A 15,036-nucleotide genomic window follows, 5' to 3' on the forward strand; every position below is an offset into this window, starting at 1 on the left:
AGACTGGCCACCCTTCTTGCCGCCTTTCTTGCGAGGGAAAGCTGGGGCTTTCTTCAGCCCATCGCTGCTCGGAGGCCGCGACGAAGTCCGGCTATTGGCTTTCAGCTGAGCTTCCAGGGCTGCAATACGAGCCAGCGCTGCGGCCAGCAGTGATTCCAGCTTCGCTATTTGCTCAGCCTGTTGCGCTATGATCTCGTCTTTGTTCACCTGTGCTAGTTCGCTATTTTCTCGCTATTTTGCAAATTGACCTAAATAGTTACGATTAGAGTTTATTAAGGTAGGTTTTGTATAGGGTATGGATGAGTATTTTTTGCCAGATCAAAGAACGCCCGGAACCTCGTAGCCAAAGCTACGAAGGTGAGGACGAGATGCAGAGCTGGTGAAAAAGACCATTCAGAGACATACAAAATTTGCGTTAATAAACTCTATTATGCATGACTCTCAAAAAAATAGACGATAAGACCTTATTACACATTTCATTTATGTGAATATTTTTTTACTTTTGTAAGGATACTATTATTAAAGCCGATTTTATGGCTTGAGCGCTAATTCCAGCAACCAAATGGCTCTGCCTGCTGAATCAGCAGCTCCGAGAGAGGCAATCAAAGCACAGGTTCAATTAATCCTGCCTTTCCCTAGTCAATCTGAAACTAAATCATTTTACAGCAAAAGAAAGCTCTTCGTCCTTTTTGGCACAGAAATTGTAAATAGCATGAAGAGTTTCTTTAATATGTAAAATAGCTTGATATGAGAAAACAAAAGAACGAAACCGTAACACTAAATCAGGGCGATAGCGATGTCACACTGGATTATGCCGAGCTCCGGAAAGCCGTACTGGTTTTGCGGGCCATCAACCATAAGCTGCGTCAGCGGATTATTGGCTTGCTGGAAGAAAGCGACAGCATGACCGTTACTGATATCTACATCAAGCTGCGGCTGGAACAATCTGTAGCTTCTCAGCATCTCGCAATTTTGCGTCGTGCGGGGGTTGTTGATACAGAGCGGCAGGGTAAGTTTATCAACTATTCGCTGAACCGGGACCGCCTTGCGCAAATTTCCCGCCTGGTTGATGAACTAGCCTCCTGATCCTCATCTCTCAGAAAGAGGTCCCTGTTCTGTTTTTTAAGCTGGTTAATAACTCCATAGCCAATTCCCCCAGTTTGGCTGTGACTGAGGTATGCTTGCCATCCACTCTGACTAATTAGGTTTCTTTAAGACGTAAAAAAGCGGTATCGGACTTAATCCGAAACCGCTTTTTTAATTTCAGGCTTTCTGCTGCTGCCACTTCTGAGCTTATTGGCTCAAGATGATAGGCAGCTGTGAAAGCCTTATCTTATTGGGCTTAATTAATAAGACCAAAGGTCATGCTCGAAGTTGAAAATTTCCTGACGGATGCGCTCAGACTCCATGAGCAGATCCGTACCAGACAGGTAATCTTCCAGGCGCCGGTCAAAGACATTAGACTCTTTATAGATGTAGCTTGAGAAGAAGCGCATCTCAAAGAGATCCTCGTAGCTCATCGGGCTTGAGTCATTGGCGATATTGAATACGCGCTCCCGGGCCAGCACTTCACGTGCTTCAGGGTAGTACACCCAGAACATGGGGCGCTCGTATTTGAAGTTACCGTTATCGTCGAATTCTTCGATGAGTGGTGCAATGCCCAGAATACGGACCTGCAAGGTGGAGGTTTCTTCATCGAAAAACCAGATTTCCTTCAGGCGGAACCGTTTCACATCGTCGGGGTTCACTTCGTTGCGCACCACCTGGAATGTTTCTTCATAGGTTTCGGGGTCTACGGTAGCGATAGTATCTACACTAGCGCCCATAGAGGCGACCTCGTCGGGCGTAAGTGGGATAGAGAACTTATCATCTTCTGTACTGTAAACGGTAATTTCACCAGCTTCTGCAGCTTCCATAAGGATAGTGAAAAACGGGCGCTCAGGATAAGCAAAAGAGAGGTTCATTTTCTCACGTACATCAATGACCCGCCAGATGCGCTTTTCCCAGAAAATATCTGCCTCGCGGATATGGTCATAAGGCAATACCCGCTTTTCGAAAGTCAGGCGTTTTTCTACGATATCATCGAGGGGCTTGTCCGTATTCATTTCCCCAGACTCAGTCATGATGATGTTGTCGGGGGTCTGAGCTGTTACCGGACCAGCGAGGAAGAACATCAACAATCCTAAGCTGAAAAATTTCAGAGCGATCTTCATGGCTGATTTTTTAATAATTAATTTGTTTGAACGAGAATTTGACCACGGCCAAAAGCCTAGTGGATTGATGCGTGAGTGCCTGACCATTTCAGATACAGCATCAGCAAAGGCTCCAAGCCTGAAAAAACGATCCGCTAATTCAGGCTAGTGCACTAGGAGTGCGAAAAATACTGCTTTTCCGATGAAGGACGAAAGTATAGCAGCGGATTAACACCACGTTTTTCCTTTTCGCGCCACCAATGACCGCAAAATAAAAGATCAATCTTAACGGTGCGTTCTTGGGAAATATTCCGGCTCAAATGGACGTATAGTTTTCTACTGCGCACCGCCCTCTTAGATTGACAAATGATTCGAAATCATTTAGAGCGTGTTGGGACTTTAGTAATCGGCCTGCCCCAGTGAACCGGGACACTTTCCTGCTTATACTTCGTCTAACCAAAAAATGGTTAGTTTTCGACTAGAAGACAAAAGTCCAAATACGCTCTTACAGTAAACTAACGGCTATTTCGTGCTTGCTATTTTGCAACCTACGTTAAAATAACAGAATTCTTACTGCACAGATTTTCAATATATTACAAACCCTTTCGGGCCTGGCTGACTACAGCCAGCCCTTCCATTCGAAGAGCTGGCTGAAGCAGCAGATCTGATGAAGGCCGGATAGCCTTACTTAATCTTAAAGACCATGGAGTTGATCGGACGGCCGACCTTATCACCCGGACAACGTGCTTTCACATCATCGAAGTAATAAATATCGCCAGGCTTCGCCTGATTAACCATACGGCGGGAAGCCGCATTGTACCGTGCTCCGGCGTTGATGACCTCGACCGGGTCCTGACGAGCGGCTACGTATACAAGGGTGAAACCCTGAATTGTGCACTGTGCGTCAAAGTCAAAGTTATCCAGGAAGGCACCTACACCACCCTGAGCTTTAAACTCACCGTTACCCATTGCACCACCGCTAGACTTAGACAGACGGGCTACCGGGTCAGGAATACGCTTGATACGGAAATCAAACGTAGTACTTGGCAAGCCCCCACCAGCGAGAATGATCTTTGCTTCTCCCGGACGGTCAGCTGTTACCATATACTTTCCATCTGAACGGTTCAGCGCCCGGATAGAACAGCCGGAAGCCCGTACATTCAGATCGTTGGAAGACACACCGGATGCAGAAACTGAAACGGGGTTGTCCACACCAATGTAAAATACGTTCATCTTATCCGCAGATACTGTCGCAGAGCGGGTACCCACTTCATATTCATAGATGCTCTCGCCTTCTGAAACTTCGCCGGTAAGCGGGTTGCGTACTTCTACCTTCAACTTCAGCTGCTTGTTACCTGTAGAGGTGGTACGGGTGGAGTATTCTGCTTTTCCGCCCTCTCCTACTGGTACAGCGCTACCGTTTACGTAGATGTTGATATCGTTCGGGTTGATCTGAGAGCTGTAAGTACCTACAGAAATCTCAGCGTTGAAAGGGTCGCCCTTGATCACGTAGGCTTTTTCAGCCTGTACAACCGGGAAGAAGGAGTCGAATTCAACCACACGGCCGCCGGCCAGCTCTGCCATACTGTTGATCAGTGCAGCTTCAGAGCTTTTTGCGTTAGACTGCATTTGGCTCATGAGTGGAAGTACTGCAGCAAGCGGCATTTGACGGAACTTAAAGTCCGCCCAGCTTTGCTTGTCTTTGCTTTCCTTCCAGGTTTCATCATCGATACCAAATGGCAGGTTGTTACCGATATTCTTAATCCGGTTTTCAATTTCCGGATCCTTCAGGCCAAAGTCTTTGCCATAGTTACGGAGCAGATCTGTATAGATCTTAACCAGTTGCTCTTTGGTCTTCAGGATTTCGGCTTTCAGTTCTTCACCACGGCCTGCGTCTACGAGCATACGTGTAGTGACGTCCTTGTTTTTCTTGCCCTTAGGCACCACTTTTCCGTAGCTTTCGGTGTAGTCTTCATCATCCACTTCACCGTTTTGGTTGCCGGCCTCGTCGATGAGGTTATCCCGCAGCGTGTTCACGTAGCTGTTGAAGCTTGAAATCGTTTCACGAACCTGATCTACGGCAGGCTCGATAGGGCGGTACTTGGCTTTGGATTCGTCGCTCAGCAAGCTTTTCAGCCCGCTTACTGTTTGCTCCAACTGAGACTCCACAGTTGCGATACTTTCTTTGTTACCATCGTCCAGTGTAAAGAAAGCGTTCATCACCTCGGCCGATACGTTAAGGGCAAGTAGCGCGGTCAGCACCAGATACATGAGGTTGATCATGAGCTGCCGCGGTTCCTTAGGTATTGACATGCTATATAGCTTTTAGAGAATTCAAAAATAGGGATGCGTCAACTCGGATTATTTGCCAACGCTTGACATGGCAGAAATTACGTTGCCGTAAACGTTGTTCAGTTGTGCGTAAGTGCCGTTCAACTGACCAATGTTTTGATTGAGGGCATTGAGCTGCTCTTTGTACTGCTTGGTGTCTTCCAGAGAATCAGACAGATCAGCCATCGCCTCATTGAGCTTAGAATAGAAATTGCTCATTGCTTTGATCTGATCACTTGTACCAGAAAAGTCTACCTCTTGCAACGCTTTGAGTGAAGAGAGGCTTTTAGACATCGTCTGCAGCTCCGATAACATACCACCCAATTGCTGTTCGACGACTTCACCATTTAGCGCAGCAGGTGCGTTTGCGGTGCCGCCGGCAGAAAGTGGAGCGATATTGGAATTGTAATCACTCAGGCCCGGGTACAGCTTATCCCAGTAGTAATCAGGCTCAGGGCCAATAAGACCGAGGAAAAGGAAGATAAATGCTTCAACGGACAGACCGACGATCAACATTTCAGAGGCAAATTCCCAGCTTTCCAGCTTAAAAAGTGCACCCATCAATACTACTGATGCACCGAGACCGATGATCAGGTTTTTAACGTACTTAAACCCTTTTGACTTCAAGAAACTCATCTTGTTCTCTTTTAATAGTTTTGATGATCTAAATTCTTAGCAAATTTGAGAGATCGGCTCTCCCGAACCCTACCACATAATGCCCTGCTCCCGATTGGTTACAGGTTATATTTATTTTTTTCTCTTCTCCTGATTTTTGTAACAGGCACCCAGGTTTATTACAGTGCATAGCTGATAAGGCCAGCGGGATACATTATAAAAAGCCTTGAGAAAGGTAAGGTGAGTACAGGTAGGAGATAACCCAAAAGAAATTGGATGCATGTCTTTCGTGTGAAAGCATACATCCAATTTCAGTGTGGTGTTATCATTAGAAATCGTTCAGTGAACGGCCAAGGAAGGTCAATGCACAACGGAAGCCAATGTAAGACTTGGTTGTATCCTGATATTCCCAGTGGCGCGTACCAGTCTGAAGGAAGTGCGCAACGTCTTTCCAGGATCCACCGCGGATCACCTTGCGCTTGTATGCTTCAGGATCATCGTCCTTGGCATCATAGCGAATGTCCGGGTTGAGGTCGTGCAGGAAGGCGTAAGCGTTATCGTAGTAAGCTGTAACGGTCCACTCAGAAACGTTACCGCTCATGTTGTACAGACCATAATCGTTAGGGAAGTAAGCATCAGCACGTACGGTGTACTGACCGCCATCCTCGGGGTAGTTACCGCGCCCGGGCTTAAAGTTAGCCAGAAGGCAACCCTTAGCGTTACGTGTGTAGTACAAGCCCCAGGGGTACATCGCCAGGTCGTGGCCTCCACGGGCTGCGTATTCCCACTCGTGCTCCGTTGGCAGGCGGAAATCTTCTGAGTTGATTCCGTCACCGCGGGTCTGAGCGTAAGTATTCCAAAGCTTAGTCCGCCAGTAAGCGAACGCATTAGACATGTGCCAGTCCACACCTACCACCGGGTAGTCGTCGAAGGCAGGGTGCCAGAAGTAGTTCCGCGTCATCGGCTCGTTGTAAGAGTACGAGAAATCGCGGATCCAAACCAGCGTATCCGGATAGACATTCACTTTGCGGCGCTGAATGAAAGCGTTGCGTGGTGAACGGCCGTGGTCATGAGCAGCCTTCTGCCAGTCGTACCACTCGTACTCAAATACCAGCTTGCTGGCATCCAGTTCTTTCTTGCCGGCAAAGCGGTCATCGCCCTGATAATACAAATCTTCCAGGGTTTCGTCTTCCCAGTCGACTTCGTATTCCCAGTCGATCCGCTCTTCACCGTCTTCGGTTTCAACGTAGTGGTCGAGGTAGGAGTGAGCTAATGAATCCCGGACCCAGTTTACAAACTGGCGGTATTCGTTATTGGTAATCTCCGTATCATCCATATAGAATCCCTGTATAGAGATTGCTTTCTGACGCTGCACAAACGTATTACTTACGTCTTGGTCAGATGGTCCGATGTGTAACGTACCGGAGGGTACGTAAACCATTCCGTATGGATTAATTCCTTGCCAGTCGGGACGTTCTAGTACGCCAATCAGCTGGCCGTTTTCACTGCTGCCACACGACGCGGCAACAAACACTAGCAGGACTAGTGAAAGCTTGATCAATTGTTTCATGTTAACACCCTTGTTTTCCTTCAGAATATATAATACGGTCTAATAAACGCAGTCGTAAATATAGGCTGTTTGCCTATCTTATCAAAAATTAATTTTTCTCTTTTCTGATTCTACCCACGAAAAGGCGGGCAGCTTACATTTCAAAAAAGGACTGAGAAGTGGTGTGAAGCTACTGTAGTGACGAGATTTGATCTGCCATTTTGCAGCCTGAATAAATCTCACGCTTCACTCGGTTTTTTATGCAGAAAAGAAATTTCCACCCGCTTCAGATGACCTCCATCCGACTGCCGGGCTGCAAAAATCACAGCGAACGTGGATTGTAAATGATCTTTGGAGGCCTTCCGGTACCCAGTGTCTTATTCAGGTTATAGCTTACCATAACTTCATGTGAGCCGTTGCTCACCTGATTGAGAATTGACAGCGTAAAATCATAGGCATAGCCTACAGTAATATTATCGCTCAGTTTGAAGCCGAGAATCATAGCTACGGCATCTATTGAGTTGCTGTTGTATCCTCTAAACGACGCCCCTGCTATTATATTGTCGTTATAATGAAAAAGGGCAGCTACGTCTGTCTGGGTCTGCGCCAGGTCCGAACGGACCAATACGGCCGGATGGAAACTGATCATGGAGCTGAGGTCAAAGTGCCCTTCTGCATTAAAGAAAAACGCCCGGGACAACTGCATGCTCAGGGCATCACTGATTGGGGCGATTGGCTCGGTAATATTCCGGACGGCAAGCCCTGCCTCAAAACGCTCAGTGAGCAAGTAAACCCCTGCACCGTAAGTCAGTGTACTGCCTGAAATGGCCGTTACCGGCAGCAAGTCATCATTATGTATCAGGATACCATCCGAAGGAGAGTAATCCCCCCCCGGCGTGCGCAGCGCTTCACCGTCGAGGGTGCGCTGGGCATAGCCCGCACTACCGCCAGCTGATAAGATGCCCCAACGGCCCAGCTCCATTTGATAATTGTAGGAAAGGGTGCCGGTCGTCCGTTGCCGGGCCCCAAGTTCATCGTTTTCCAGGGTCAGCCCCATACCACTACGAATGATATTGACCGGAAGGTGCACGCCGATGTTTTGCGTCACCGGGTTGCCCGGTAGCCCCTGCCACTGAGACCGGTAAATACCTGTAGCGACCAGCGCATTCTCCATGCCCGCATAGGCGGGGTTCCAGTTGAACTTGTTCATCATGAACATGCTGTACTGTGCAGCTTGCTGAGACCAGCCGATGCCAGTGATAAAAGTGACCAGCAGTATCGTTAATAATTGCTTCATGCTTGCCGGGTTTGTATTTTTGATGATCATCCGTTGTCTTGTAAAAGCGCAAGTGCAGCTTCCACCGTATCAACGGGGCGTTTACAGGCATATTCTTGGCATACGTATATATTGGTGTCTCCACCGGTCTCCCTGCCAGCCAGCAATGGCCAGTCTTCAATTGCTGTTATGGATGCCATCACAACAGCATTGGGAATAAATGACCGCCCGAGGTGATCTGCTTTGGCAGTAGCTTGCTGCCCTACCAAAGCAATTTCGTAAAAGGGGTAACTCCGGTACAACAGCGCCCGTGCCCAACGTCCAAAAGAAGTGGGGTATTTTTCTACAGAAGTTTTCATCCCACGCAACATTTCTACAGCAAGACTGCTGAATTCCTGTTTACCAAACAGCAGCCCCAGCTTATGAAGGTTGTGAACCATGGTAGAATTGCCAGATGGAATCGCACTATCGTAGAGTTCTTTGCGCCGAAGCGGGATATCGTTTTGCTCTTGACCAGTAAAATAAAACAATTTATCCCCGGAGTCAAGAAAGTGGCCGGCCAGATAGGTACATAAGTCTCCGGCTTTACGCAAAAGGGCTATATCCAGGCTCACCTGATAAAGTTCAATGAAGGCTTCAATGAGCAGTGCATAGTCGTCAAGGAAGGCATCATACTGAGCCTGCCCCGCCTTATAGGTATGGAAAAAGGCGTGCCCGTCGGGTTTTTCGAGCTTTTCCAGCAAGAAATTCACATTCGTTGTGGCCATCTCCAGGTAGTCCTTATCGCCGAGCGCTGCGTAAGCTTTCGCACAGGCTGTTGCCATCATGGCATTCCACCCCAGCAGTATTTTATCGTCGAGCCCGGGGCGCACGCGCTTTTCGCGGGCTTTAAACAACCGTATCCGGCCATCAGCAAGATGGGCTTGCAAGGCTTCCGGCGCGATGCCTCTTGCCGTTGAAAAATCGGCTATTGAATAGGTCCGGTGCAGGATATTTGCCCCTTCCCAGTTGCCGCCGGGGGTGATGTCGTAGTACGCGCAGAATAGCTCAGCGTCCTCCCCCAGCAGGTCCCGGACTTCTTCGTAGGCCCAAACATAGAACTTGCCTTCCACGCCTTCGGAATCGGCATCCAAAGCGGCGTAAAACCCACCCTCCGGGCTTGTCATTTCTCTTTTGACCCATCCCAGGGTTTCCCGTATCGTCTCTGCGTAGAGGGCGTTGGGCGATTTGCGGTGGGCATCTGCCAGAAGACCGGTGAGCAATGCGTTGTCGTAAAGCATCTTTTCGAAGTGAGGGACCAACCACTCCCGGTCGGTGGCATAGCGGGCAAAACCACCGCCGAGCTGATCGTAAATTCCGCCGTAAATCATCTGCTCCATAGAGAAATGAAAATGCTGCAGCGGTTCTGTGGCACCGGACAAATGGGCATATTCCAGTAAGTACCGCAGCCCCATCGTCCCGGGAAATTTGGGCGCTCCTCCGAAGCCACCGTGTTTTAAGTCAAAAGAACGGGCAAGATGGCCATAGATATTTTCAGGGCCCTCAGCCGGGAAGAGCGCTTCAGCCGGCACGCCGGTCAGGTCCTCTTTAAGGAAAATACGGTCGCTCCCGGAGACGGCATCCATCAGCTGATTCGCTTGTGTTTCCACTTCTTCCCGCCGGTCGTTGTAGGCATCCTTCATGTGTTGCAGGAGCTGCAACCAGGATGGCCGGTTGTGCATTTGCTGAGGCGGATAGTAGGTCCCGGCGAAGTAGGGGCGCTGATCAGGGAGCAGAAAGCAATTCAGGGGCCAGCCGCCACTCCCGTTGATGGCCTGACAGGCCTCCATATAGATTTGGTCGACATCAGGGCGTTCCTCCCGGTCTACCTTGATGTTGATGAAGTGTTCGTTCATGAACGCTGCCACCTGCTCGTTTTCGAAGCTCTCCCGCTCCATAACGTGACACCAATGGCAGGTGCTGTAACCAATGCTGACCAGAATAGGCTTTCCTTCCGCTTTTGCTTTTTCAAAAGCTTCTGGTTTCCAGGCGTACCAGTCAACCGGATTATTGGCGTGCTGAAGCAAATAAGGGCTCATTTCGTACCGTAGTCGGTTCATATAAGAAGCAATGCTTTCTCAGAGAACGGGAAGGCAACAGTTGTAGTTCACGCCCGGCTCAATTACGGTTATTCCCTACCGGACAAAATCTTCACGATCACTTCGTCCCCCTGCTTGCGTGCGTGGTCCAGGGGAGATTGCCCGTTGGTATCTTTGACCACCGTGTTGGCACCATAGCCGAGCAGCAACTTCGCAATATCAGCCTGTCCAAAAGTGGCAGCAAACACCAATGCTGTAGCACCCAGGTGGTTTTGAATATTAACATTAGCGCCTTTCTCCAGGAGCATTTTAACGATCGCTTCATGCCCTTTATAGACGACGCCCATTAAAGCGGTGTTGCCGGAAGAATCCTGAGCATTGATATTCGCCCCTTTTTCGATGAGCAATTCTGCAATTTCCTTATTGCCGGTGTAAGTAGAAAGTACCAGAGGGGGGAAACCCCGCTGATCCGGTATATTGATTGAATCAGGCTCAGCTGCTAAAGCTGCGCGGACTCCGTCGATGTCATTGCCGCGGATAGCTGCAAATAGTTTATCACTCATAGTAGTTAGGCTGTTGGTTTGAACCGGGAAAATATTTAACCAGCTACTCAGAGTATGTTTGGAGCACCTTAACGTTGAAAATCACCTCCAAACATGCTCTCAATCAGAATTCATACCCCCCGACCTGATTGGTAGACTATAAACAACGCTCCTCCCACCTTAAGGTTCTACAACAAAGACGCTGAACACCGTGTACTAAGCGATAGCGTAAGAAGTCAGTCGGCATTTCACCTTTAGAATCTGGCGAATCTCCTCCAATTCAACCGAATAAGGTTTATAGACATGATCATTATCAGAAATCAGCCGGAGGCTTGTGACCCGATCGCCCTCCCGGACCTGCTGAATACGCTTAGCGACCACGGTGTCAGTCACGACGACATAAACGTGATTGTCCCGCAGGGGATCTCCTCTTTCAATAGGGTCGCAAACGACTAAGTCCCCATTCGTGATGGTCGGCATCATACTGTCCCCATTAATTTCAAAGGCGATGAGCTCTCCATCTAAATTTGGAATAGAGAATTTGGTGAGGTTTTTCAAATAGGAGCTATCCTGATGCTCAAGGGCATACCCCGCCATAGCCCGCTCCGGCACCAATGTAATGTTGCTGCGGCTGCCCTGCTGCCGTTCATGAATGGAACGCACGGGGATTTCTCCGGGCAGGGTCACCCCGTCAAGAAAGACCTCATCAGAGATACCGAAAAGGTAATTAGCATCTATCCCATATGTTTCAAACAAACGGTGCAGCTGATCTACGGTGATATTACGCTGCCCTTTGAGGATGCTGTTAATGACATGGTTGTATGTACCCAGATGTTTAGCAATATCAGATTTGCCTTTGATAAGATTGAGGCGCTCCAGCTCCTGGTACACATCTTTAAACCGCTGATTCACAATATGGTCTGAAAAATCTGCCATTTTAAACGAAAATGTTTTAAAACAAACTTGCTTTTTAAAAACTTATTGTTTTATATTTGTGGCAAGTAATGAAGTAATAACTCAATTTGTTGCGAAAGATACAAAACGTTTCGCAAAAAACCTAATTCATATGCCTACCTATCAACAACCAAAGTATGCAGTACGGGAGCGGGAGCGTTCCGCCGCCCGTCGCACCCACCGGGAGGGGAAGCTAAGCCGCTCTTCCAGGTACACCTCCAGTCTTCCTACCCTTCAGGAGGTATTGCACCGCCTGGGCATCGGGTTTCAGAAGCTCTTCACAGCGCTGCATTATCGTTTTCATCAGCTTACCGCCGGTACGCTGAGCGAAGTGCGCCTGCCCTGGTTCAAAATTGCCCTTGCGGCCATTGCCTTTTTTATTCTTACACAGAAGAATATTCAGTTTTCGATCAACATGCGGTCTCCGCTATCGGGTTTTTCGGATGACAGGGAGCCCGAAGAGCAGGCCGAACAGATGTCACTGGCTCAGCCCATTTCTTTTAGGAGCGCCTCTACAGCCACCCCTGCGGTAACAGCCAGTCAGGTCAGCGCTTATGTGGATCGTTTTTCAAAAGTAGCCCAGACAGAACAAGATAAATACGGCGTCCCCGCCAGTTTAAAGATGGCCCAGGCGATCATTGAAAGTCAGGCCGGCCAGGCTCAGGCGGCAAAGTCGCGCCACAACCACTTTGGCGCGCCAATGTCTAAACGCATATTCGACAGTGCCTGGGAAAACTGGCGGGCGCATAGCCTGATGCTCGTCCGTTATTTCCCGGAGCTGGCGGAGCGGCAGGCTCCGGCCGCTGAGTGGGCAACAGCCCTGCAGCAGTCAGACCTGGTCAGGGACAAGAACTATTCCAAAAAACTCATGGCTACCATCCGACAGTTCAACTTGGATGAACTGGATTAGCCCAAGAATCTCTCCTTAAGTGGTTTTCTCATGATTGAAGCAGGCCGCCCCACGATGGGGCGGTCTTTTATTTTTGACGGGGCGGCTCCTTATCCGGCTCCGTTTACCGGGCTCGTTCGGAAAAAACGGACCTCAAAGGAAAGTCCTAACAAACGCTTAATGCGTGATAACACAAAAACATGTTTGCCCAGACAGCGTTTATTTTGATAAATCCCATTGCCCATGTCCACTTATTCCAGCTTCAACCTGAGTTATGCGCCCGGTGTACAGTCCCTGGTCCCCATCCTGTACACCGCCTGGGCGGACCACATTTTAGCTCCAACTGAGATCAAGACCCTCCGCCGCCTTGCGGAGGAAGCCCCCTTTTTGACCGCAGAGGACAAAGAAGCCCTATTACAGTGGGGGCAGCCTACCCGGCCGCCATCTCCTCACTTATTCCGTTACTGGGAAGTAGAATTACAACGGGCTGCCGAGCAGCTTCCGCCCGAAACCGAACAATCGCTGGCAGAGCTTGGGCTTTATATGGCTCAACAAGCCAGCGACAACCCCAAGGAGTGGCAAGCTCCGGATATCCTCCAATACCTTAAAGAGATTGAAGCCGCCCTTGGACAAGTCAGCCTTGATACTCATCGCTTTATTTTCAACCTGCCCGAACCAGAGCCGGAGGGGCAGGCCCCTGGCACGCCTAAAGCAGAAGACCTGCAGGCAGTGCTTGACGGCAAATTTGCAGGCCTGAGAAAACGGATGCGCCACTTGCTCTCTGACCCTGTATTCCGATACCAGCACCACAGCGACAAAACAGCCCATCGCCAACAGGTCCTGCAGTGGTTAGGCATGCTGGCAGAGCAGGGGCTGGGCGGTCACTCCTACCCTTTTGCCCAGGGCGGCCAAAATGATATGGGCTCCTACGCTACAATATTCGAGATGCTGGGCTACCACGATTTAAGCCTTGCCATAAAGTTTGGTGTGCAGTTCGGCCTGTTTGGCGGCAGCATACTGCAACTGGGTACCGCCCGGCACCATAAAAAATACCTGGAAGCGATCGGTAAAGGCGAGCTGCTAGGTTGCTTCGCTATGACGGAGACCGGTCATGGTTCAAACGTGCGGGGCCTGGAGACCACTATCACTTACGACTCCGGGGAGCGGGTGTTCGTTGTCCATTCCCCCAAGGAGGAGTCCGGAAAGGAATACATTGGCAACGCTCTGCACGGCGAGCTGGCAACGGTATTTGGGCAACTGATCGTAAACGGTGAGAGCCATGGCATTCATGCCATACTCGTTCCACTGCGCAAAGACGGGCAGCTCTTGCCGGGCATCCGTGTAGAGGACTGCGGGCCAAAGCTCGGCCTCAATGGGGTCGACAATGGCCGGATTTGGTTCGATGCCGTACGGGTACCCCGGACCAACCTCCTCAACCGGTTTGGTGAGGTAACCAAAGAAGGGCAATACACCAGCCCTATCGAAAGCCCTTCCCGCCGTTTTTTCACCATGCTAGGCACGCTGGTAGGTGGGCGTGTATGCGTCCCCCGTGCCGGACTGAGCGCCACCAAATCCGGGTTGGCTATTGCCATCAGATATGCGCTAAAACGACGGCAGTTTGCCCCCCGCCACAACGAACCGGAAACCCTGCTGCTGGATTACCCCAGTCATCAGCGCCGGCTAATGCCCAAACTGGCAAAAACGTACGCCCTGCACTTTGCGCTCATGGAGCTTAGCGACCGCTTCGTGGCTCATGAGCAGGAAGATATGCGGGAAATCGAAACCCTCGCAGCGGGGCTAAAAGCTTACGCTACGTGGTTTACTACAGAGACCCTGCAGGAGTGCCGGGAGGCCTGCGGTGGCAAGGGCTACCTTTGGGAAAACCGGATCGCCGACCTGAAAGCCGATACCGATATCTTCACGACTTTTGAAGGAGACAATACGGTACTCACCCAACTGGTTGCTAAAGGGCTCCTTTCTAAATTCAAGAAGGCATTTAACGAGGAAGGCAACCTCGCTTTGCTCCGCTATGTCTCCAATCGCGTCACAACAGCCGTGACACAACAAAACCCGTTTGCGGTCCGCAATACCAGCCGGGTGCACCTGCTCAGCGAAGAATTTCACCTTAGTGCATTCGAGTTTAGAGAAAACCGGCTCACTGCTTCACTGGGGCAACGCCTCAGAGGGCATATCAAAGCCGGAGCTTCTTCATATGAAGCGGCCCTGAGGTGCCAGCCCCACATGATCGCGCTATCGGAAGCCTATGTGGAGCGCGTAGTCCTGCAAGCCTTCCAGAAAGCAATCCAGCAACCTATGCCGGCAACCGCAAAGGAAACCCTTCAGACCCTGTACCAACTATACGCGCTACATACCATAGAGTCGCATAAAGGATGGTACCTGGAAAGCGATTATATGCTCGGTGTAAAAACCAAAGCCATCAGGCAGGAGGTAGACCGGCTTTGCGCCGAAACCCGCACCTGGGCTAAGGTCTGCGTAGATGCATTTGCTATACCGGAACCGCTCCTTGGTGCAGCAATCTTACAACGCAGGGTTAAATCATGAAAAGCCTTATCTTGTTCCACTCAAACCCAAAAACAGGGAGCGAAAAAG

12 protein-coding genes are annotated in these 15,036 nt (G+C 49.8%); 3 read left to right on the plus strand and 9 right to left on the minus strand.

The window, feature by feature from the left end:
* A partial coding sequence (locus RIC19_RS10730; protein ID WP_350178315.1) for a DUF6444 domain-containing protein occupies window positions 1–207 on the minus strand: 207 nt, incomplete at its 3' end.
* A 540-nt stretch (window positions 208–747) separates the two neighbouring features.
* Here RIC19_RS10730 and RIC19_RS10735 point away from each other — a divergent pair.
* Window positions 748–1,086 (plus strand): ArsR/SmtB family transcription factor, encoded by a 339-nt coding sequence (locus RIC19_RS10735; RefSeq protein WP_350178316.1) that lies wholly within the window; start codon window positions 748–750, stop codon window positions 1,084–1,086.
* Window positions 1,087–1,346: 260 nt separating this feature from the next.
* Here the strand turns inward: RIC19_RS10735 and porN are convergent, their stop codons facing one another.
* The 8 genes from porN to RIC19_RS10775 all read right to left on the minus strand — a co-directional run bounded on the left by porN (window position 1,347) and on the right by RIC19_RS10775 (window position 11,519).
* The gene (porN, locus tag RIC19_RS10740; protein WP_350178317.1) at window positions 1,347–2,213 is read right to left on the minus strand and encodes a type IX secretion system ring subunit PorN/GldN; all 867 of its coding nucleotides are present in this window, start codon (window positions 2,211–2,213) and stop codon (window positions 1,347–1,349) included.
* 663 nt (window positions 2,214–2,876) lie between these two features.
* Window positions 2,877–4,505: a type IX secretion system motor protein PorM/GldM gene (gene porM / locus RIC19_RS10745; RefSeq protein WP_350178318.1), complete on the minus strand. Its 1,629-nt coding sequence runs from the start codon at window positions 4,503–4,505 to the stop codon at window positions 2,877–2,879.
* Window positions 4,506–4,553: 48 nt separating this feature from the next.
* Window positions 4,554–5,159 (minus strand): type IX secretion system motor protein PorL/GldL, encoded by a 606-nt coding sequence (gene porL, locus RIC19_RS10750; protein WP_350178319.1) that lies wholly within the window; start codon window positions 5,157–5,159, stop codon window positions 4,554–4,556.
* Window positions 5,160–5,466: 307 nt separating this feature from the next.
* On the minus strand, window positions 5,467–6,708 hold the full coding sequence (gene porK / locus RIC19_RS10755) for a T9SS ring complex lipoprotein PorK/GldK (RefSeq protein ID WP_350178320.1): 1,242 nt from the start codon (window positions 6,706–6,708) through the stop codon (window positions 5,467–5,469).
* Window positions 6,709–7,009: 301 nt separating this feature from the next.
* Window positions 7,010–7,984 (minus strand): PorP/SprF family type IX secretion system membrane protein, encoded by a 975-nt coding sequence (locus RIC19_RS10760; RefSeq protein ID WP_350178321.1) that lies wholly within the window; start codon window positions 7,982–7,984, stop codon window positions 7,010–7,012.
* Between the two features lie 26 nt (window positions 7,985–8,010).
* On the minus strand, window positions 8,011–10,062 hold the full coding sequence (locus RIC19_RS10765; protein WP_350178322.1) for a thioredoxin domain-containing protein: 2,052 nt from the start codon (window positions 10,060–10,062) through the stop codon (window positions 8,011–8,013).
* A gap of 68 nt (window positions 10,063–10,130) precedes the next feature.
* On the minus strand, window positions 10,131–10,604 hold the full coding sequence (locus RIC19_RS10770; RefSeq protein WP_350178323.1) for an ankyrin repeat domain-containing protein: 474 nt from the start codon (window positions 10,602–10,604) through the stop codon (window positions 10,131–10,133).
* A gap of 195 nt (window positions 10,605–10,799) precedes the next feature.
* Window positions 10,800–11,519 carry a S24 family peptidase gene (locus RIC19_RS10775; RefSeq protein ID WP_350178324.1) on the minus strand — a complete coding sequence of 240 codons (720 nt, stop codon included), beginning with the start codon at window positions 11,517–11,519 and terminating at the stop codon, window positions 10,800–10,802.
* Window positions 11,520–11,649: 130 nt separating this feature from the next.
* Here RIC19_RS10775 and RIC19_RS10780 point away from each other — a divergent pair, with 130 nt between their 5' ends.
* Both RIC19_RS10780 and RIC19_RS10785 read left to right on the plus strand, forming a co-directional pair.
* Window positions 11,650–12,447, plus strand: a complete 798-nt coding sequence (locus RIC19_RS10780; RefSeq protein WP_350178325.1) for a glucosaminidase domain-containing protein — start codon at window positions 11,650–11,652, stop codon at window positions 12,445–12,447.
* Between the two features lie 222 nt (window positions 12,448–12,669).
* Entirely contained in the window at window positions 12,670–14,988 is a 2,319-nt protein-coding gene (locus RIC19_RS10785) for an acyl-CoA dehydrogenase family protein (protein ID WP_350178326.1), read from the plus strand.
* The last annotated feature ends 48 nt before the right edge of the window (window positions 14,989–15,036 follow it).

The sequence above is a fragment of the Phaeodactylibacter sp. genome (genome assembly GCF_040219495.1).
Taxonomy (GTDB): domain Bacteria; phylum Bacteroidota; class Bacteroidia; order Chitinophagales; family Saprospiraceae; genus Phaeodactylibacter.

Coding starts and splice junctions, on each gene's coding strand:
- RIC19_RS10735 (WP_350178316.1), top strand. CDS start 748: ATGAGAAAACAAAAGAACGAAACCGTAACACTAAATCAGGGCGATAGC.
- porN (WP_350178317.1), bottom strand. CDS start 2,213: ATGAAGATCGCTCTGAAATTTTTCAGCTTAGGATTGTTGATGTTCTTC.
- porM (WP_350178318.1), bottom strand. CDS start 4,505: ATGTCAATACCTAAGGAACCGCGGCAGCTCATGATCAACCTCATGTAT.
- porL (WP_350178319.1), bottom strand. CDS start 5,159: ATGAGTTTCTTGAAGTCAAAAGGGTTTAAGTACGTTAAAAACCTGATC.
- porK (WP_350178320.1), bottom strand. CDS start 6,708: ATGAAACAATTGATCAAGCTTTCACTAGTCCTGCTAGTGTTTGTTGCC.
- RIC19_RS10760 (WP_350178321.1), bottom strand. CDS start 7,984: ATGAAGCAATTATTAACGATACTGCTGGTCACTTTTATCACTGGCATC.
- RIC19_RS10765 (WP_350178322.1), bottom strand. CDS start 10,062: ATGAACCGACTACGGTACGAAATGAGCCCTTATTTGCTTCAGCACGCC.
- RIC19_RS10770 (WP_350178323.1), bottom strand. CDS start 10,604: ATGAGTGATAAACTATTTGCAGCTATCCGCGGCAATGACATCGACGGA.
- RIC19_RS10775 (WP_350178324.1), bottom strand. CDS start 11,519: ATGGCAGATTTTTCAGACCATATTGTGAATCAGCGGTTTAAAGATGTG.
- RIC19_RS10780 (WP_350178325.1), top strand. CDS start 11,650: ATGCCTACCTATCAACAACCAAAGTATGCAGTACGGGAGCGGGAGCGT.
- RIC19_RS10785 (WP_350178326.1), top strand. CDS start 12,670: ATGTCCACTTATTCCAGCTTCAACCTGAGTTATGCGCCCGGTGTACAG.